The 19515-nt window shown below is 47.0% G+C and carries 23 protein-coding genes; 1 reads left to right on the forward strand and 22 read right to left on the reverse strand.

The annotated features are described in order from the left end of the window. Positions 1 to 53: 53 nt before the first annotated feature. The 21 genes from R50345_RS20960 to R50345_RS21060 form a co-directional block, all read right to left on the reverse strand. Positions 54 to 953, reverse strand: coding sequence for a TlyA family RNA methyltransferase (locus R50345_RS20960; protein WP_042129803.1), 900 nt, complete (start codon positions 951 to 953; stop codon positions 54 to 56). Positions 954 to 999: 46 nt separating this feature from the next. Further along, complete coding sequence (dxs, locus tag R50345_RS20965; RefSeq protein ID WP_042129804.1) at positions 1000 to 2904, reverse strand: 1-deoxy-D-xylulose-5-phosphate synthase; 1905 nt, start codon at positions 2902 to 2904, stop codon at positions 1000 to 1002. A gap of 99 nt (positions 2905 to 3003) precedes the next feature. Continuing rightward, positions 3004 to 3951 carry a polyprenyl synthetase family protein gene (locus R50345_RS20970; RefSeq protein WP_042129805.1) on the reverse strand — a complete coding sequence of 316 codons (948 nt, stop codon included), beginning with the start codon at positions 3949 to 3951 and terminating at the stop codon, positions 3004 to 3006. Next, positions 3938 to 4195, reverse strand: a complete 258-nt coding sequence (gene xseB, locus R50345_RS20975) for an exodeoxyribonuclease VII small subunit (RefSeq protein WP_042129807.1) — start codon at positions 4193 to 4195, stop codon at positions 3938 to 3940. Before xseB ends, R50345_RS20970 begins: the two co-directional genes overlap by 14 nt. Further along, positions 4173 to 5552, reverse strand: coding sequence for an exodeoxyribonuclease VII large subunit (xseA, locus tag R50345_RS20980; protein WP_042129808.1), 1380 nt, complete (start codon positions 5550 to 5552; stop codon positions 4173 to 4175). Before xseA ends, xseB begins: the two co-directional genes overlap by 23 nt. 11 nt (positions 5553 to 5563) lie before the next feature. Continuing rightward, the gene (gene folD, locus R50345_RS20985; protein ID WP_042129810.1) at positions 5564 to 6421 is read right to left on the reverse strand and encodes a bifunctional methylenetetrahydrofolate dehydrogenase/methenyltetrahydrofolate cyclohydrolase FolD; all 858 of its coding nucleotides are present in this window, start codon (positions 6419 to 6421) and stop codon (positions 5564 to 5566) included. Positions 6422 to 6564: 143 nt separating this feature from the next. Then, on the reverse strand, positions 6565 to 7017 hold the full coding sequence (gene nusB, locus R50345_RS20990; RefSeq protein ID WP_042129811.1) for a transcription antitermination factor NusB: 453 nt from the start codon (positions 7015 to 7017) through the stop codon (positions 6565 to 6567). 292 nt (positions 7018 to 7309) lie between these two features. Continuing rightward, a complete protein-coding gene (locus R50345_RS20995) occupies positions 7310 to 7543 on the reverse strand; it encodes a DUF2273 domain-containing protein (RefSeq protein WP_042129813.1) in 234 nt (77 codons plus the stop codon). 15 nt (positions 7544 to 7558) lie between these two features. Continuing rightward, entirely contained in the window at positions 7559 to 8098 is a 540-nt protein-coding gene (gene amaP, locus R50345_RS21000) for an alkaline shock response membrane anchor protein AmaP (protein WP_042129814.1), read from the reverse strand. Between the two features lie 74 nt (positions 8099 to 8172). Next, complete coding sequence (locus R50345_RS21005; protein ID WP_042132343.1) at positions 8173 to 8589, reverse strand: Asp23/Gls24 family envelope stress response protein; 417 nt, start codon at positions 8587 to 8589, stop codon at positions 8173 to 8175. Positions 8590 to 8703: 114 nt separating this feature from the next. Next, positions 8704 to 10047, reverse strand: coding sequence for an acetyl-CoA carboxylase biotin carboxylase subunit (accC, locus tag R50345_RS21010; RefSeq protein ID WP_042129816.1), 1344 nt, complete (start codon positions 10045 to 10047; stop codon positions 8704 to 8706). Positions 10048 to 10101: 54 nt separating this feature from the next. Beyond that, positions 10102 to 10611 (reverse strand): acetyl-CoA carboxylase biotin carboxyl carrier protein, encoded by a 510-nt coding sequence (gene accB, locus R50345_RS21015; protein WP_042129818.1) that lies wholly within the window; start codon positions 10609 to 10611, stop codon positions 10102 to 10104. 147 nt (positions 10612 to 10758) lie between these two features. Continuing rightward, positions 10759 to 11664, reverse strand: coding sequence for a SpoIIIAH-like family protein (locus tag R50345_RS21020; RefSeq protein ID WP_042129821.1), 906 nt, complete (start codon positions 11662 to 11664; stop codon positions 10759 to 10761). A gap of 67 nt (positions 11665 to 11731) precedes the next feature. Beyond that, a complete protein-coding gene (gene spoIIIAG, locus R50345_RS21025; protein ID WP_042129823.1) occupies positions 11732 to 12373 on the reverse strand; it encodes a stage III sporulation protein AG in 642 nt (213 codons plus the stop codon). A 40-nt stretch (positions 12374 to 12413) separates the two neighbouring features. Then, a complete protein-coding gene (gene spoIIIAF, locus R50345_RS30400) occupies positions 12414 to 13175 on the reverse strand; it encodes a stage III sporulation protein AF (RefSeq protein WP_052414677.1) in 762 nt (253 codons plus the stop codon). Positions 13176 to 13335: 160 nt separating this feature from the next. Then, positions 13336 to 14577 (reverse strand): stage III sporulation protein AE, encoded by a 1242-nt coding sequence (gene spoIIIAE / locus R50345_RS21035; protein ID WP_042129825.1) that lies wholly within the window; start codon positions 14575 to 14577, stop codon positions 13336 to 13338. A gap of 42 nt (positions 14578 to 14619) precedes the next feature. Further along, positions 14620 to 15009, reverse strand: a complete 390-nt coding sequence (spoIIIAD, locus tag R50345_RS21040; protein WP_042129828.1) for a stage III sporulation protein AD — start codon at positions 15007 to 15009, stop codon at positions 14620 to 14622. Positions 15010 to 15016: 7 nt separating this feature from the next. Next, on the reverse strand, positions 15017 to 15220 hold the full coding sequence (spoIIIAC, locus tag R50345_RS21045) for a stage III sporulation protein AC (RefSeq protein ID WP_036682849.1): 204 nt from the start codon (positions 15218 to 15220) through the stop codon (positions 15017 to 15019). A 13-nt stretch (positions 15221 to 15233) separates the two neighbouring features. Next, the gene (gene spoIIIAB, locus R50345_RS21050) at positions 15234 to 15752 is read right to left on the reverse strand and encodes a stage III sporulation protein SpoIIIAB (RefSeq protein ID WP_042129830.1); all 519 of its coding nucleotides are present in this window, start codon (positions 15750 to 15752) and stop codon (positions 15234 to 15236) included. Further along, entirely contained in the window at positions 15745 to 16746 is a 1002-nt protein-coding gene (spoIIIAA, locus tag R50345_RS21055) for a stage III sporulation protein AA (RefSeq protein WP_042129831.1), read from the reverse strand. Before spoIIIAA ends, spoIIIAB begins: the two co-directional genes overlap by 8 nt. 82 nt (positions 16747 to 16828) lie before the next feature. Then, positions 16829 to 17092: a YqhV family protein gene (locus R50345_RS21060; protein WP_375103510.1), complete on the reverse strand. Its 264-nt coding sequence runs from the start codon at positions 17090 to 17092 to the stop codon at positions 16829 to 16831. Between the two features lie 302 nt (positions 17093 to 17394). Between R50345_RS21060 and R50345_RS21065 the strand changes: the two genes are divergently transcribed. Continuing rightward, positions 17395 to 18261, forward strand: coding sequence for a YitT family protein (locus R50345_RS21065; RefSeq protein ID WP_081390085.1), 867 nt, complete (start codon positions 17395 to 17397; stop codon positions 18259 to 18261). A 96-nt stretch (positions 18262 to 18357) separates the two neighbouring features. On the opposite strand, the gene R50345_RS21070 is transcribed toward R50345_RS21065, so the two are convergent. Further along, positions 18358 to 19416: a type 2 periplasmic-binding domain-containing protein gene (locus tag R50345_RS21070; protein WP_197069699.1), complete on the reverse strand. Its 1059-nt coding sequence runs from the start codon at positions 19414 to 19416 to the stop codon at positions 18358 to 18360. Positions 19417 to 19515 lie beyond the last annotated feature (99 nt).

Below are 19515 nucleotides of genomic sequence, written 5' to 3' on the forward strand. Positions count from 1 at the left end.
AGGAGCTTTCCGTATATTCGATTTCACTGACTTGACCATATGGAAAAAGAAACTCACCGGCGCGATGAGTTTCCATGAGTTGAATTTACATTAAAAGTACCCGTAGCCTGCTTAATCACTTCATCCGCAAGAGATGGGAAATCCTCCACTGATATGACTGATGAGACAGCATCTGAAGGTAATAATACCTCTTCATCTTCCGCAGTTTCAGGCGATAGTCTCCAGTGAGCAAGAAACTCGATATTCCCTTCCCCACCTGTAATCGGTGAAAAGGTTAATCCCTGTAGCTGGTAACCCAGCTCTGCCGCCATGGTCAGTACATTAATCAATACCTCTTTATGGACAGCAGAGTCACGAATCACACCTGATTTACCAACCTTCTCCCGCCCCGCCTCAAACTGCGGCTTAATCAGCGCGGCAATATCCGCCGGGCGCTTAAGCAACGCTTTGAGCGGTGGAAGAATTATTTTTAAGGAGATAAACGAAACATCAATACTCGCAAAATCCGGGATCGGACCCACCAAATCTGGAGGCGTCATATATCGGAAATTCGTACGTTCCATAACACTAACGCGTTCATCATTACGCAGCGACCAATCCAGCTGATTATAACCAACATCTATCGCGTACACATGGCTTACTCCATTCTGAAGTGCACAATCCGTGAAGCCTCCAGTAGAAGCACCGATGTCTAACATGGTCCGTCCCGTAAGATCAATATTAAATTGGCGAAGAGCCTTCTCCAGCTTTAGGCCCCCACGACTGACATAAGGATGTACAGAGCCCTTAACCTTAAGGGTAGCCTCCCGTGACACCTTCATACCAGCCTTTTCAATGCGTTCCTCATCCGCTAGCACCAGCCCTGCCATAATGGCTGCTTTAGCTTTCTCACGGCTTTCATAAAAACCTTGCTCAACAAGCAATACATCTATCCGTTCTTTACGGTGTTCCATGGTCATCTCCCGATCGTTCAAAGGGTTGCTAATTTCCGGCTTCCACTTAGGAAGACGAAGTTGTTTTGTAATTATAAGCACTCAAAGCCATCATGGACTTGATACGTGCACATAGTTTTTCTACAGTAAGACCTGTTTCCTGGCGCTGTTCTTTAATGGAGCCGTGCTCCACAAAGATGTCAGGTACACCCATCAGATGTACACGAGCATCATAAATTTCATGCTCTGCATAGAATTCTAATACCGCACTGCCGAGACTTCCCGCTTGGCTAGCCTCTTCAATAACAACCATATTGGTTCCAGCGTGAGCCAAATCAAGCAGCATGGAGTTATCTAGCGGCTTCAGGAAACGCGCATTCACGACGCCCACCTGAATTCCTTCACGCTTCAACAAATCAGCGGCTTCTTCAGCCACTTGAACCATAGGACCGCAAGCAACAACCGCATAACCTTCCCCAGTACGCAGACGTTCCCACGATCCGATTGGAATGGTATGCATCTCTGCATCCATCGTCACACCTGTACCATTAATTCGAGGGTATCGGTAAGCGATCGGGCCGTCATTATATTCAAGCGCCGTCTTCATCATATGACGCAGCTCATTTTCGTCTTTAGGCATCATCATCACCATATTCGGAATATGGCGCATAAAGGCAACATCGTACACACCCTGATGAGTCTCACCATCCGCACCTACAAATCCAGCGCGATCAATAGCGAACATAACATTTGCGTTATGACGGCAAATATCATGAACGATCTGATCATAGGCACGTTGCATGAAGGTGGAATACACCGCATATACCGGCTTCATCCCTTCCATAGCCAAAGCTGCACAAAGTGTAGCCGCATGCTGCTCCGCAATCCCGACATCAATCATACGATCCGGAAATTCCTTCGCGAATGGGAATAAGCCCGAGCCTCCTGGCATCGCAGGCGTAACTGCAATCAGACGCGAATCCTCCCGGCCCAGTTCAATTAACGTACTGCCAAATACTTCGGTGTACATTGGCGGACCCACAGCTTTAAGCGACTGACCCGATTCAATTTTGTAAGGCGAAATAGCATGCGATTTATAGAAATCGGTCTCAGCCGGTTTGTAGCCCTTGCCTTTGGTCGTCAATACATGCACAAGTACAGGTCCAGCCACATTATCTGCTTGGTGGAAGGTATCAATCATTTTCTCTAAATCATGTCCATCCACCGGGCCGAGATACGTAAAGCCAAGCTCTTCAAACAATACACCAGGTACCATCATATATTTAAGACTGTTCTTTAACTGTTCAGCGGTCTTCGCTAAACGCCCTCCGATGGCCGGAATCTTCTTAAGCAACCCTTCAACCTCATCTTTAGCACGCAAATAGTGGCGATCTGAACGAATCTTGCTTAAGTAATTGTGCATTGCCCCTACGTTAGGAGCTATGGACATTTCATTGTCGTTCAAAATAACCATTAGCTTACGCTTCTCATGACCAATATGGTTAAGTGCTTCAAACGCCATTCCGCCAGTAAGTGCTCCGTCACCGATCACGGCAATTACTTTGTTGTCTTCACCCTTGAGATCACGGGCCATCGCCATCCCCATTGCTGCTGATAATGAGGTGCTGCTGTGTCCAGCTTCCCACACATCATGCTCACTTTCGGAGCGCTTAACAAATCCGCACAAGCCCTGATATTTACGCAAGGTGTCGAAACGGTCTTGGCGACCGGTTAGTATCTTATGGACATAGGCCTGGTGACCAACGTCATAAATCATTTTGTCCCGAGGACTGTTATAGCAATAATGCAAAGCCAAAGTGAGCTCCACGACTCCAAGATTGGATCCAAGGTGCCCACCAGTTGCTGTAAGCTTCTCAATCAGAAATCGACGAATTTCCTCCGCTAGAGTATTTAACTCATCAATTGACAGAGATTTCAGTTGTTCAGGATCATTTATTTGTGGAAGCAGCACGTATAGTTCCCCGCTTTCCTAGATGTTGTAAATTATATAAAACCCATTATAACACAAACGAAACGGCTGTCGAAATACAGCCGTTTCGAAATTTCATAATTAGTGATCTCGTGCCATTAAATAATCTGCAATTTCCAGCAGGCGCTGGTGGTCGTGAAAGCCGCCGTTCAGTACAGCATTACGGGCTGTTTCTGTAAGCTGCTTCACTTCTTCACGCGAGGCTTCGAGGCCAATAAAATAAGGATAGGTTACCTTATGCTGTTTGACATCACTGCCTGTCTTTTTACCAAGCTTGCCTTCGTCCCCAACCAGATCTAGAATGTCATCTTGGATCTGAAAAGCGAGTCCAACGGCTGTTCCAAATTCATGTAAGGCCTTGAGCTGCTGCTCGTTAGCGCCTGCAATACGACCGCCAGCTAGTAGCGAGAAGATAATCAAATCTCCTGTCTTATGCAGATGAATGTACTTTAGCTGTGCAAGATCGGTTAGACCCTGCTCGCCTTCCATATCTGCAATCTGACCGCCAACCATACCACGAGGACCTGCCATTTCCGCCAAATCCTCCACGATGGATAGTACACTTTCCGCAGGGACGCCAAATTTACGCGAGGCTTGTACCACACTGTAGAAAGCATGGGTCAGAAGGGCATCACCCGCAAGAATAGCGGTCGCTTCCCCAAAGACTTTATGATTCGTCAGCTTCCCGCGCCGATAATCATCATTATCCATGGCAGGCAAATCATCATGAATTAACGAGTAGGTATGTACCATCTCTATAGCAGCAGCGACAGGCAGGGCAGCCTCTCGACTTCCTCCCAGTGCTTCACATGCGATAATCACCAGCAGTGGCCGGAGGCGTTTGCCCCCAGCCATAAGTGAGTACTTCATGGCTTGCTGCAAATTCTCTGGAACCATCCATTGTGTGGGGAGAATAACATCTAGTTCATGTGAGACTAGATCGCTTAAGGACGCGATGTAATCCTCCAGTGGCTGACGCAGTGTTTCTCCTTCAGAGTTTCTCTCAAGCTCATGCTCAAAGCGAGTCATCGGCGTCCCCTTCCAGACGTGCACCAAACGGCTTCTTACGCAGTTCTCCGTCCTCTAGGGTAATCATTTCGATCTTACGCTCTACCTGCTCAAGCTTGCTGCCGCAAAGCTGAGATAACTTCATACCTTGCTGAAATAAATCGATGGCCTTCTCCAGGGGAACGTCGCCGTGTTCAAGCTCACGTACGATTTCCTCCAGCCGGTCCATAGCGCCTTCAAAATCAAGTTCCGCTTCCTTCGTCATCGTCTTTGCCATCCTCCTTCATTCCCCATACCTGGCAGTTCAGCTGTCCGTCGTTCATCTTTATCACTACAAGATCGCCAAGCTGCACTTCGGTCAGCGATTTGATTAAATGTTCTTCTGCCTCGTCATAGACTAAGCTGTAGCCTCTCGACATGACTTTTAGCGGGCTCAGCGCATCCAGATGACGAATCTCCGCTACATAGCGAGATTTCTTATCCTGCAGGCGGGCCTGCATGGCACCCATCAGCTCACGGCGTATGCTCTCGGTGCGCTGCCGCGCAGCGGCAACACTGCCGTGCGGATGGAAGCGCTGCAGACTATGATGCAGCACAGCTTTGCGCTCGCGGGAACGGCTGAGCCGTGCATCCGCTGAGCGCTGGAGCCGCTCACGCAGCTGATCCAGCCGCTGCGTGTGCTGCATCAGCGAGCGGCGCGGGCCTGCCAGCGCCAGCGAGCGTTCCAGCCCCGCGTGACGCTCGCGTCCGCGCTGGGCGCGTCTTTGCAGCGCTTGGCGCAGCCGCTGCTGCTGCTGGCGAAGCTGCGCAGCAAGCTCGCCGGCATGTGGCACGGCCAGCTCCGCGGCCGCTGTGGGCGTAGCCGCGCGGAGGTCGGCGGCGAAATCGGCAATCGTGAAGTCGGTCTCGTGGCCAACGGCCGAGATGACCGGAATGCTTGATGCCGATATCGCTCGCGCGACTTCCTCCTCGTTGAACGCCCACAGCTCCTCAAGCGAACCGCCGCCGCGGCCGACGATAAGTACGTCGGCCTCACCCATGCGGTTCAGCGCTCCAATCGCCTTCACAATCGAAGGCGCGGCGCCTTTGCCTTGCACCAGTACGGGATAGATTACAATTGCCACCTGCGGAAACCGCCGCTGGAGTGTAATCACGATATCCCGTACAGCTGCACCCGTTGGCGAAGTAATTACGCCGATGCACTTCGGAAAGCGGGGCAACGGCCGTTTACGCGCTTCTGCAAACAGCCCCTCTTGCTCAAGCTTACTCTTCAGCTGCTCATAAGCTAAATATAGACTACCAATTCCATCCGGCTGCATATGTGTGGCATAGAACTGGTACTGCCCGTCCCGTTCATATACGGTCACATTACCTCTAGCGATAACCCGGGCACCTTCCTTCGGAATAAACGGCAGGCGCTGGTTATGGGAAGCGAACATAATCGCCTTGATCCGGCTGCTCTCATCCTTTAGCGTGAAATACATATGACCGCTGCCGTGATGCGTAAAGTTGGAAATCTCTCCGCGAATCCATACATCCGAAAGTAACGTATCCGAGTCTAGCTTCATGCGGATATAACGGTTGAGTTCTTTTATCGAATAGACCTGCCGCTCTGCCGCCATGAATCCTACCCCTATTCCAAGCCGTGACGGCGTTTAGCCGCAATCAGCGTATTGCTCATCAGCATTGTAATGGTCATCGGACCAACCCCACCCGGAACAGGTGTGATGTATCCGGCAACTTCTTTTGCACTATCATAATCAACGTCACCCGCAAGCTTACCGTTATCCAAACGGTTCATACCGACATCAATGACAACAGCACCCGGTTTCACATACGAAGCATCAATGAAATTAGCGCGTCCGATCGCTACAACCAGTATATCTGCTTGGCGGCTAATTTCTTGCATATTAGCTGTACGGGAGTGACACATCGTTACAGTAGCATTCTCACGTTGCAGCAACAAAGATACCGGCTTGCCTACGATATTACTGCGGCCAATGACCACAGCATGTTTGCCTGCCATACCTGTTCCTGTACGTTTGATTAGTTCAATTACACCAGCAGGTGTACAAGGAAGCAGACTGTCTGCACCAATCACTAGGTTACCTACATTTACAGGGTGGAAGCCGTCAACGTCTTTCTCCACAGAGATTGCATCAATAACGGCTTTTTCCTCAATATGCTTAGGCAACGGAAGCTGAACCAGAATCCCATCAATATCATCGCGTCCATTAAGCTGCGCTACGAGAGCCAGCAATTCTTCCTGAGTAGTAGACTCATCCAGTTTATGCACTTCCGAATGGAAACCAAGGCTGATGCAGGATTTTTCCTTGTTACGAACATAAACCTGTGACCCTGGATCTTCACCTACTAGAATTACTGCCAGACCGGGCTTCACGCCGCGTTTCGCCAGTTCAGCAACCTCCTGGGCAATACCAATACGAATTTCCTCAGATACTTGTTTACCACTGATGATTGCTGCTGTCATGATAGTCTCTCCCCTTTTATATACTTTACTATTGTACAAGCATAAACGCCTTCGACGTCCTTATTAGGACGATAAGCGTTTAAGCGAGAAATATAAGACATAAAGAATAGATACAAACTCAAACTTTCTTACTTTTTTTAATATTAAGAATGGTCAGCTTTAATTGTATCGATCTCTTGAATCATCTTCCCAAGCACACCGTTTACAAACTTACCGGAATCATCCGTTCCAAAATGCTTGGCCAAATCAATAGCCTCATTCACAGCAACCTTCGCCGGAACATCATTCGCGAACACCATTTCATAAGCCGCAAGACGTAAAATCTGACGATCGACACGTGACAAACGGCTCATCTGCCAGCCCTTCAAGTAATGCTCAAGCATATCGTCAATCGCAACTTTGTGCTCCCATACTCCGTTTACATGCTCCACCACATAGTGCTTGAGCTGAATCTCGTCCGTAATTACACGCTCGGTTTCATTCTCCTCTGAAGCTTCCTCCAGCAGCATTTCTACGGCATCCGCGCTTTCTACATCGTTCATTTCCATCTGATACAGGCTTTGGACAATAATCTCTCTCGCTATACGTCTTTTCATGTGTTCCTCCTAAAATCTTATATCGCATTAACATGTTTACTTAAACTTCTACAACGTCGGGCAACCATAGATAGAACTTCACACCTCTAGTGTGATAATCATTCAAACTTTTAATTGCTTCGCCTACAATTATTTTAAGCCCAAATTCTTCGACTTCTATCCCTAATCCTTAGAGGATTATTGTCCGTTAATGATAAATTTCTTAATTAAAAAAACCGCAAAGCCTTTCTTCCTGGCGCATTGGACAACACAAACTTACGGCTTCCTGCTCCGGGAAAAAGACTATCGCGGTTCATTTGAAGGGACGCCAGCGTCCGGACAGACGCGTGATCAGCTCCTGCCACTGAAACAGGGGAGCTTCTGCGTTATCCTTTCTTTTGCCGAGCGTATATCCGATGAACACTACCAGTGCAAAGAACAACATATCCCAAAAACCGCAAATTAAATAGATCAAACCTAGACCAATGCCGAAAGTCACTCCGGCGATTCTACCCCCGTGACTTTCCCATACTTCTTTCCAAGACATAAGGGAAACTCACCTCTATTCCACTCGACTTTTGAAGCTTGGAGACTGCGTGAGGTTAGCAATGTACACAGACACATCTGCAACCGGAATACCGGTTGTCTCCTGCACAAAATCATGCACCTGACGTTGCACTTCTGTGGTTAATAGCGGCAATGAATGTTCACCATCCACTACTGCGCGAATTGTAATTTCAAGGCCAGCCTGAGAAACGCGAATACGCGATTTGAGATCTCTGATTCCCTTCACTTTACCGGCAGCCTTCAGACTCAGATTCTCAATGGTCTCCACTGAAATCTGGATATCCCCATACTCTGTACGCTGATCAACAGAAGGTAAAGAAGCACGATCACGACGCAAAGAGATGTAGAAAAATCGGATGCTCAGAAGGAACAAGACAACTGCTACCACAATTGCAGTAATATAAGCTGCTGGTCCATTCTCAATCTCCAAAGTTTTAGGAATAGCACCGCTCAAGAGGAGGATGGCAATAACAGATAATATTCCGATACTTAAGCTGTAGACAAACAGCAAAAGTCTGTCCAAAATTTTTGCCACGAGTCTCATAACCTCCTTAAATTAGAGTAAACCCTCGACTTTGCTGTCGGGGGTTTATGGAAGAACGACGACTGTTATTTCACGCGAAGAACAGTTTCAGCTTCCTCGTTCTTGTCTACAGTGTTGTTGTTCTTGAATTGTACATCATGAATATGCACATTCACTTCCACAACAGTCAGACCAGTCATAGTCTCGATGGAACGCTTAACATTACGCTGAATTTCAGCAGCCACTTCAGGAAGACGGTTACCATATTCAATGATTACAGAAACATCCACTGCAGCTTCGCGTTGTCCAACCTCTACTTTAACTCCTTTGGACAAGTTCTTACGTCCGAGAAGCTCAACAATACCACCGGCGAAACCACCGCTCATGCCTGCTACACCTTTAACCTCAACGGTCGCTAAACCTGCGATCACCTCGATCACTTCAGGAGCAATCTGGATCTCACCGATTTCTGTCCGTTCGTATTCTGTCGGCAATGTACTCATTTTAGACTTCACACCTTTCAACAAAGATTCTCATAAATTCAAGCGTAAAGCACGTCTCTTATTAAACATACTATATCATTTGACGAACTTTATGACAAACAAAGCGAAGTCGTCCTAAATTTCATGCTCTTCCAGAAACTTGATGTCAAAATTGCCATCCAGAAACACAGGATGCTCCAACAGTTTCTGATGGAAAGGGATCGTAGTGTGGATTCCCTCCACCGCAAATTCAGCCAAGGCGCGCTTCATCTTTGCAATCGCTTCCTGACGTGTAGGTGCCCATACAATCAGCTTTGCAATCATAGAATCATAGAAAGGGGAAATCGTATACCCAGGGTACGCCGCGCTGTCTACACGAACACCGAGACCTCCAGGCGGCAAATAAAAGCCGATTTTACCGGGTGAAGGCATAAAATTACGCTCTGGATCTTCCGCATTGATACGGCATTCAATCGACCAACCATTAATTACGATATCTTCCTGTGTAAAAGACAAAGGATTTCCTTCTGCAACAGAGATCATTTCCTTGATCAGATCCACACCCGTAACCATTTCAGTTACCGGATGCTCCACCTGGATACGAGTATTCATCTCCATAAAGTAGAACTGTCCATCCGGACCAAGCAGGAATTCAAGCGTTCCCGCTCCCGAATAGTTTACAGCGAGTGCTGCACGAACTGCAGCATTACCCATCGCTTCGCGAATATCCGGTGTGAGCACAGAACAAGGAGCCTCTTCAATCAGCTTTTGGCGACGACGCTGTACGGAACAATCGCGTTCACCTAAATGCACTACATTACCATGCTTATCTGCAATAATTTGAATTTCTACGTGCTTCATACCTGTAAGGTACTTTTCCAGATATACACCAGCGTTACCGAACGCCTTTTGCGCTTCCTGTTGTGCAGCAGTGATCTGCTTCACCAATGATTCCTCGTCCTCAGCAATCCGAATGCCCTTACCCCCGCCACCTGCGGTAGCCTTAATGATAATCGGGTATCCGATATCACGGCCCAGCATGACGGCTTCCTCAACATCACCTACGAGGCCATCTGAGCCCGGGATGATCGGAACGCCAGCCAGCTTCATGGTTTCCTTCGCCACAGCTTTATCACCCATACGGTTGATTGCATCTGGAGATGGCCCAATGAAGATAATATTGCAAGATTCACAAATCTCTGCAAAATCTGCATTTTCAGCTAAAAATCCATAACCAGGATGGATGGCATCACATTCTGTTAAGGTGGCTACACTCATAATATTTGTAAAGTTCAGATAGCTGTCCTTGGACGGCATCGGACCGATGCAGTAAGCTTCATCAGCCAACCGGACATGCAGTGAATCCCGGTCGGGTTCCGAATAGACCGCGACGGTGGAAATGCCCAGTTCTCGGCAGGCCCTAATAATGCGGACCGCGATTTCGCCGCGGTTGGCAATCAACACTTTTTGAATGTTCATGCGTTTCCTCCCAAAGTTTTGCGAAGCTTCCGCTCCATAAGTAATCTGCGGTATTTATTCCGGTTTAACCAGGAATAGTGGTTGACCGTATTCTACAAGCTGACCATTCTCGGCCAGTACTGACACGATTTCACCTTTAATCTCCGCTTCCAGCTCATTCATCAGCTTCATCGCTTCGATAATGCATACCGTAGTTTTCTCACCAACACGGTCTCCAACATTAACAAACGATGGCATTTCCGGAGAAGCGGCACTATAAAACGTTCCCACCATTGGAGATACAATTTTATGTAGTTTGCCTTCTGCGACGGCTTGTGGCTGCTGCGCTGGAGGAACCTCACTGATTACTGGATAAGGCACTTGCTGCACGCTCTGCGGCTGCGGGGCAGGCGTAAAGGGATAGGCATTATAAGGAGTCGCCTGTACTGCTGTTCCATCAGCTTCAGGGCGATCCGGTTTGCGAATTGCAAGCTTCATTCCTTCGCTTTCGATCTCCAACTCATGTACAGAGGAGGTCTGGTCCAGCAATTTAATTAATTCCTTAATTTCGCTCAACTTGAACATACATTAGTTCACTCCTTCAGCTTTCTCTCGAAGCCACTTCTTAAGCGGACAAGATAACTTTATGTATTATATCATAAACACTAGAAATGGAAAGAGCCCGGGAGAACCCGAGCTCTTTCGTCATTTTTCCTAGAATTTCACATCTTATTATTTCTCGGAAACGTATTGAACACTAACTTTATCCTGAGACACACTCAGTTCTTTCATCACGAGATCAACGATACTAACCGCTTGTTTCACATCCAGCTTGTCACTGAGTACGACTACTTTATAGCTGTCTCCAGCTTCTTCCTTCACGATGGCTTCCCCATATTTTTGTTGAAGCTGTTCTTCGATGCCCGTAATTTTAGATTCTTTTTCTTCAAGGTTAAGGAGCTGTTCTTGAGCAACTGCGTTATCAGCAGGCGTCTTCTCCATATCGTTAATCAAAGCGAGTAAGTCTTGTTGGCTCTTTAGATTCTTTTGCTCACGTTCATACAGGTAGTTAGTGAACATGCTGCTCGCCGATACACTTTGTGAAGCTACTTCATCCAGGATTTCTTTATCATTCTTAGCAGGGGTTTTGGATGTTGTAGTAGCCGCTGTATCCTTAGCTGCCGTATCCTTAGTTACTGTATCCTTAGCTGCTGTGTCCTTAGTTGCTGTGTCAGAAGTTTTACTGGAGTCTTTTGCAGCAGTGTCCGTCGAAGCTTTCTCAGAGTTACCGCTGTCTGCTGCAGCTTTACTGCTATCATCCTTAACCGCTGTAGTTGCACTGTCATCAGTAGTTGCAGTAGCTGCACTATCGTCAGTGGCTGTAGCGTTATCTACAACGCCTCCATCAGCAACAACATCTCCTTGACTGACCACTTCGTTCACAACGATACCTTTGTCGCCAACCGTTGGTAATGCTGCGTTTGCTGTATCTTTTTTCAAGGAGTCTACCTGCATAGTTCCTGCTGTGTCTTTTGGAACCGATGCACCTGAATCTTCAGTAAATAAATAGTATGCCGAGAGTACAACCATCAAACTGAGCATAGAAACCAACCATATTGTTTGTCTTTTGCCGTTCATTCTTTATTCCTCCTAAAATTTAATCTAGTGGCTGCTTCGGAAGCACTCACTTCTTAACTTTCTCCTGCTACTCTTGTTTGCGTGGTACTACTGAAATGCGCTGAATCGGTACATTCAAGCCTTTCTCAATAGCCTGCTCTATGAGTCCACGGACAACCTTGTTCTCTGCCCCTTTGGCAACTACCAGCACACCACGGACCTGAGGCTTAATCCGCTTCGTCACAATAGGTGTCTCATCGCCCGATTGCGAATAAGTTACGATTTCGCCATCCCTTGTATATTGTGTCGTGTGACGTTTACCACCACTGGCATCCGTCTCTTCACTAAGTTGCTGGGAGTCGTTCATATTGCGCACCACAACAATTTCTTCTGTTGACTCCACGGTAACCATGATATCGACTGTACCGACACCGACGATTTTCTCCAAAATCTCCTTCATTCGATTCTCCATCGCCAGTTCAATGCTGTCGAACGAATTGGATGTTGTTGGATCACTCTGAACCAGTGCCGTTTGGGAGGACTGATTCAGCGGCGGCTCACGCCCTGTATTCTCGTTATCAATCTTCTTCACATTGACGAAGGAATTAAACAGCATTATCGCTGCGCCCAGCAGGCCTAAGATGATTAGCCAGCGAAAAGTATGGCTTCTCTTCGGACTGCCAGCCCCGCCCCCAGCCCATTGCTCCAGCTTTTTCAGCCAATTGCCCACGCCTATCCCTCCTAAAATTGTTAGTTTAGAAGCTGCAGACTCATAACTTGACGTTATTCACAATGCCGCCATCCACTTGGATTACTTTGGGATCCAAATCCCATTTTTGTTCCAATAGCTTTACGATGGATTCCGTTTCACTTGAAGTTTTGTTATCTTCTGATACATTTCCGTTTACTGCTTTCGGTTCATCTGCTGATGTTGATCCATTCTCTGGATTCGCACCGATTTTCACTTCAACAGGCTCTACTGGAGCGATTGCAATTGGTGGAGCAGCCGCTGCGCTGGAAGTTTCGGAAGCCCCTATGGGATTACCTGCCGCCGGGGACATTGAGACCTTCACTGCGGAGATAACAGGAATATCCTCGTTACCAGAACCGCCGGATTTCGCCATACCGAGCGTTACAGCGACGTTAACCCCACGTTTGCCGGTCTCGCTGATAATTTGCTCCCTCATTTGTTCAGCAACCTCTTCTGCCGCCAGCTTTAGGCTCTGATCCTGACGCCCCTGCGCAAGCTTTTGCCCATCAGCCAGAATCTTTTCCAAAGAAGGATCTCCGCTTCCCCCTCCTGTGAACAAGCCTCCCTCTTTCTCCTGCCGCCCCATGGCTATACTCAGCTCGGCTATTGCGTCACCTTTAAGGAGAGAAACGATTGGGCTAAGCATGGTAAGTAGGATCAGGAGGCTCAGCACCAGCCTCGCATAACGCTCCATAGATTTACTCGGAAGGAGCAACTCAACGAACGATGCTAACAATACGACAAGAATGATCTCCCGCAGCCATCCTCCTAACCAGCTCATCTTTTCCTCCTTAAAGTTTTGTCAGCATAGCCTTCAGTGAAATTACTTCGTACAAAACTCACTTCGAAAGCACCCGCTAAGTTTTGTCAGCATAACCTTCAGTGAAATCACTTCGTACAAAACTCTCTTCGAAAGCACCCGCTAAGTTTTGTCAGCATAGTCACCTCATCATGACAGTTAAATTGCCTGCGGTTAGCATGATCGTGACGGCCATAAAAAACATTAACGATACGGCTGCCAAAGCTGCGAATACGTACACCATGCTTTTTCCGATCGTCTGTAAGCAGACTACAATCGGCGTCTCTCCTAATGGCTGCATTACAGCAGCAGCAACATTGTAGATCAGAGCAAGCACCAGGATTTTGATCGCTGGAAAAGAACATAAGAACAAAATGATAATGACACCGGATAACCCAATGGCGTTCTTCACTAGAAGTGAAGCGGAGATCACTGTGTCTGTGGCATCCGCGAACATTTTTCCGATGACCGGGACAAAGTTGCCTGTGATATATTTAGCGGCCCGAATCGTAACACCATCTGTCACTGAGCTCGTAATTCCCCTGACTGAAATCACACCGAGGAACACAGTGAGCAGTACGCCTAGCAATCCAGCCCCGATATTTCTTAGCAGATTCGCCAATTGAGTCAGCTTGTATTTCTCCGACAATGCACTTACGAGATGCAGCACAGCAGAGAAGAATAATAGTGGAAAGACAATGGTGTGAATCAGAGTCCCTACGGTATGAATCATAAAAACAATCAGTGGATGTGTGACCGAGACGGTAACGATGTTCCCCATGGAAGCCAGCAAAGCGAACAACAGCGGAATCATGGCCATCATAAAATCAATCATCCGGTCGATAGCATCCTTCGCATAACCGATAGCAACATTGAAGCTGTTCACGGCAATCACTAGCACCACCATATAACAGAGCGTATAAGCCACCTTGCTGACCGTTTTTCGCTCAAAAGCGGTTTGCAGCGTCTCCAGTATCATGCTGAGCACACTGACCATGACAATCGTGACCAGCAGCCTCCCGTTGTACAGCACCTCATGCCACATAAAGCCAAGAAGTCCTGATAACACACTCTGCAAGCTGAGTCCCTTATCCCCCGGAAGCAGCATGTCCATAAGCGAAGGTGTTGCCCCGTCTGGAAAAAAACCTCCGTAATCCTTCATCAGTTGATCCCAGTACGACTCCACCTTATCCGTTGGCAAATTGCTCACCTGACCCTTGACCCACTGGTCTACTGGGGAGGAATTCCCTGATCCAGGTGCTGGAGTTGCTGGAGAAGCTATGGCCACCTGAGCTGTACCTGCAAACCATAGAATGAAGAGAAAGGGGAGCAGCAGCAGTATTATTTTTAATTTTGGAGGACGAAAAACACTGCGCTCTTGCATAACTTCTCCTCCCTAATCGTTGCTTGGCTTAATTCAATCGCTTTAAGCAGGTAGCAGCTTCATGACCGTTTCAATAATGATGCTGATAATAGGTACAGCTAGTACCATAATCAGGACTTTTCCGGCGAGTTCTATTTTGGAAGCAATTGATTCCTGCCCTGCATCGCGCACGATCTGTGCTCCAAATTCAGCGATATAAGAAATCCCTATGATTTTGAACACGGTCTTTAAATAGATCATTTCCATCCCCGATGACTCTGCCACCCGCTCCAGTGTGGACAGAATCATTCCAATCTTGCCGATTAGAAACAGAAAGATCAGAATCCCAGTGGCAGTAGCGAGAAGGAAGGCGAACATCGGTTTTTGTTCCTTCAGTACGAGAATCAATATGGTCGATATCAGCCCTATTCCAACAACTTGAATGATCTCCATAGCACGCCTATTGAAAAAGAAAGATCGTTTTTATTTCCTGCAGCAGTCCGTCCAGCATTCGGATAACCATAAATAGCACGACGACGAACCCGATCACGGTGACCCAATGTGCGAAATCTTCTTTTCCCATCTGTTTAAGCACCGTGTGTATCATGGCGATAATTATGCCAATGCCGGCAATTTGAAAAATCGCATTGACTTCAATATTCATTCCTGGCACCTCGCTAAAAGATCAAAATGACGATCAATGCTCCAAGCAGCAGACCCAGGCTTTTACTCAACTTTTCATATTTGCCTTGATCCTCTCTGGCCACCGACTCCTCCTGCTTCAATTGCTGCAATGCTAACGCGATATGAGTGCTCTGGTTCGACCTATCGCTTGTGCCGAGAGTACAGCTGAGCTGGCGGAAAATCTCTTTTTCTGTCCCCTTCATTGCGGTAGTCTTCCAATGCGTATCCATAGCCCTCTGGATGGCATCCTGGGCACTTCGGTCATGGGGTGGGCTCATCTCTTCAGCTGTTTTAACAAACAACGTCTTGAGCGGCTCCTTAGACTGAATCCCAATACGCCGCATAGCTTCAGGCAATGGGGTAAAGCCGTACATAATTTCTGTCTCTAGCCGCTGTAGCGCTGCTATTAAACCTCTAATATGTCTTGGCCTGTCTGCATATTGTCTCGCAAATTGGAGCCCTGCCAGCGTACCTGCCAGCACAATTAGCACGGCACCGAATAGCTTAAGCATGTAAATCACCGCCTAATCGATCCCCGGGAGAGATAAGCAGCAATCCGCGTTTCTGCCCATCCAGAATACGAAAGGTGAGCCCCGCTTCTGAACGATGCAGAATGACGTATCTCTCGAACATCTTTTGTTCCAATAGACCCCCTAGTCCCGGTCTACGAGCCAGTTCTATTACCTCTTTGCCGTGAGCCGAAGCAACGACTGATATTCCAGCATGCAGCGCTTCGGTTACCGCATCGGCGTCTTCAGGACGACCAATCTCATCCGCGATCAATACATCCGGTGACAATGACCGAATCATCATCATCATGCCTTCTGCTTTGGGACAACCATCGAGAATATCTGTACGCGGACCGACATCAAAGGCGGGAATTCCGCGTCTGCTTCCGGCAATCTCAGAACGTTCATCGACAATCCCCACCTTCAAACCGGGTCTTCCGCCTTCACGCTTCCCCAAATCTCCTAAAGAGATTTGTCTTGCGATATCGCGAAGAAGTGTTGTCTTACCGTGCTGTGGGGGCGAGAGAATCAAAGTGTGCATCATTCGCTGCCTCCCCTTGTCCAGCAGATAAGGGAGCACCTTATCCGCGATACCGGGAACCTCACGGGCTATGCGGACATTGAAGCTTGTAATGTCTCTTAGGTGCTCAACACCCCCACCACTCAACACCGTCCGACCAGCAAGTCCTATTCGATGGCCGCCCGGAATCGTAATAAATCCCTTTCTCAGCTCTTCTTCCATCGTATATAGTGAATGGTTGCTGATCAGATCTAGCAGTCTATGACTGTCCTCCCGATCCGGCCTATAGGCTTCTTCCGGTCTTTGTGTTAAGCTGCCATTTGCTCTAAGAAAGTGATATTTACCTGAATAGTTAATCTCCAGCGGACGACCTTCACGGACCCGAATCTCTTCCACCATTCCAAGTAGCGGAAGGGGAAGGCACTTTAACAGTGCTCTTACTTTTTCAGGAAACAATTGCAGCCAATCATCTACCATACAAAGTACCCCCAAGTTGTCCTCTATCTAATTGCTTTATTCCATATTTATGCTTGTACGCGCTCAATATGCCTATCATCTATCATTTTTTTAGAATCCCGATTAAGAGAAAGGCTACACCGCAGCCCACCCAGCCCAGTTTGCTCCAGGACAACTGCTGAGCCATTCCTGTAAGTCCGATCGCTGTCGTCAATATCAAGATCGTTGGTCCTACCAAAGCCAGTCCAGAATTGACTGCGAGTGCCTTATCTACTTGATTCAATCGCAGCATAATTAGCGCAGCTATAATCTCCGCACTACCTGAGAACATTCGAAGAATTGCCATCCAACTTACATACTTGTCCAATCCACTCCACTCCTAACTTTTACAAATTCAAACCAAATGATATCGAGGGCTTGTTTGTCTTTCTCTTATCCATGGATATGCGATAATTACTCACTTTAGACAAGGAGAAATGACAGATTTGCAAGTCCCGCTGTGAAAGAGTTCATAGTACGCCCCTATATAAATAAATATAATCAGTACGATAAAATTATTTTTTACGAACACTTCCATCTGTGGTATCCTTGTTAATTGGAAATATAGTGGGTTTATATTTTCAAAAAGAGCAGACTATAAAGACATTAGAAAAAGAGGGGATTTGTGTCATGCAAGTTCGAAGTTACGGGTTATCGCCATCTATGCGTACCGTAGTCAGACCACTTAAGGAAGTAGCTATTATTATTTTTTCAGCCTTTTTAATTGCAAGCGGGATGCGATTGTTTCTAATTCCTCATCAGCTTTTGAGCGGTGGGGTAGCAGGGGTTGCCTCGGTCGTCGGTTATTTAACGGATCCGAAGTACATCTCCAAGCTTTATTTTGTAATAAACCTTCCTTTAATTGTCTGGGGATTTATTGCAGTGGGAAAAAAATACATCTTACTAAGCTTGCTTTCTGTCGTGGCTACAACCTGGTTCATAACCATTATTCCTGAGGTGCAGTTGACCAAAGACCCCATTCTGGCAAGTATTTTCGGCGGGGTAATTATTGCTGGCGGTGTTGGTTTTTCTCTCCGTACAGGGGGCTCTTCCGGGGGATTTGATATATTAGGCTCGATTATTTCACGTAAACGGGATATTCCGATGGGGAATATTATGTTCTTAATGGATGGTATGGTTATTCTGAGCTTAGGCTTCTTTAAAAGCTGGGACTCCGCTTTGTACGCTATGCTCTGTATTTTTGTGAAGAGTAGAGTAGTCGATATGATCCATATTCGCCATGTGAAACTGACCTGCTTCATCGTTACTAAAGAACGGGAGAAGATGTTAAATCGTCTTAGAGAGTTGCCCCATGGCATCACTGTCGTCGATGCAGAAGGTGGATACAGTCATGAAGGAAATACCATGCTTATGACGGTAACGACTCGATATGAGCTTGCTGAGCTGCGAAAGACTATAATTAATACGGACCCAAGTGCTTTCGTTAATGTACTAGAAACTGTTGAGATTCAGGGCAGATTCAGACGATTAGGTTAATTTCAGGGACTTACCTCCCATGTTGGTATATAAATGAAAAGGAACGCTGCAGATTAAATGCAGCGTTCCTTTTCATTTATATAGGTTGCTATTTGTTTATTTTTTGCTAGCGGAAATATACCAGTCGTTCACTTCCTTAGTAATTTCATCACCGCCAGATTTCTTCCAGTTGGCCACCATCGTATCGAATTCTTCGATAGGGGATTGGCCATAAATGATCTTGGAGTACGTTTGAAGTACCAATTTCTTCAACAGCTCATTTTTGGATTTCATGGTTTCGGTCAGAGGCCCTTGGAAGTAATTCTTCATACGAATATCCTTCTGCTCCAAGACGATCTTCATGGCTTCAATATTCTCCGGTTTACGAACCGCAGCCGTTGCAATCTCATACGGTGTTTCAGGCGTACCACCGTTTGCCAGTTTATTCATCGTCTCTGCGTACAATCCCGGCTCACGAGCACCGTCAAAAGTAAGAGAGTAGTAGATCGGTTCAACTAAATGTGTCCGGTCGCCATAGCCTGGGAATAGATCCGGATATTTCGCTGGGTCCTTAACTACAGTACCATCTGCTTGCTTGGCATAATCATAACCTTCAGCAAAACCATTTTCGAAAATGCCGCCCTTTTGCGGATTTGCCCAGTTATCGAATAAGAAGTTATAATAACGCAGCAATGCTTCTTGATGCTTCGAATCCTTATTGATCAGCATCCATCCGTTAACAGACGGGTTACCACTTTGTGTACCAATTTTGCCATCAGGACCTGCAGGAATAGCATAAGCTTTGTATTTTGCACCAGGTACGTTGTTCAGCAGATCCCCAAACGGCCAGTCAGGAAGCCAGTTGCGGCCTACAATTGCACCGGCTTGACCTTTAGTGAATTGTTCGTAACCACCATTTTCATCGACTAGACCTGCATCTTTAGTGATATAACCTTTTTCCATCCACGTCTTTAGTGTAGAAAGTGCTTGCTTCGCACCTGGATCGATCGAACCGTAGCTCAGCGTACCATCTGCATCTTTGTTCCATTGTTCTGGCATTGTGCCGAAATCACCGAACAACCAGCTGATGTCAGCAATCCAGTTTAATCTGGGGAATAACATCGCTGGCTCATTTACGTTACCGGCGGCACATTGTATTCGATTTTTCGCATACATTTGGCTCGTTTACGTTACCGGCGGCACATTGTATTCGATTTTTCGCATACATTTGGCTCGTTTACGTTACCAGCGGCACATTGTATTCGGTTTTTCGCA

It is taken from the genome of Paenibacillus sp. FSL R5-0345 (genome assembly GCF_000758585.1).
Taxonomy (GTDB): domain Bacteria; phylum Bacillota; class Bacilli; order Paenibacillales; family Paenibacillaceae; genus Paenibacillus_AQ.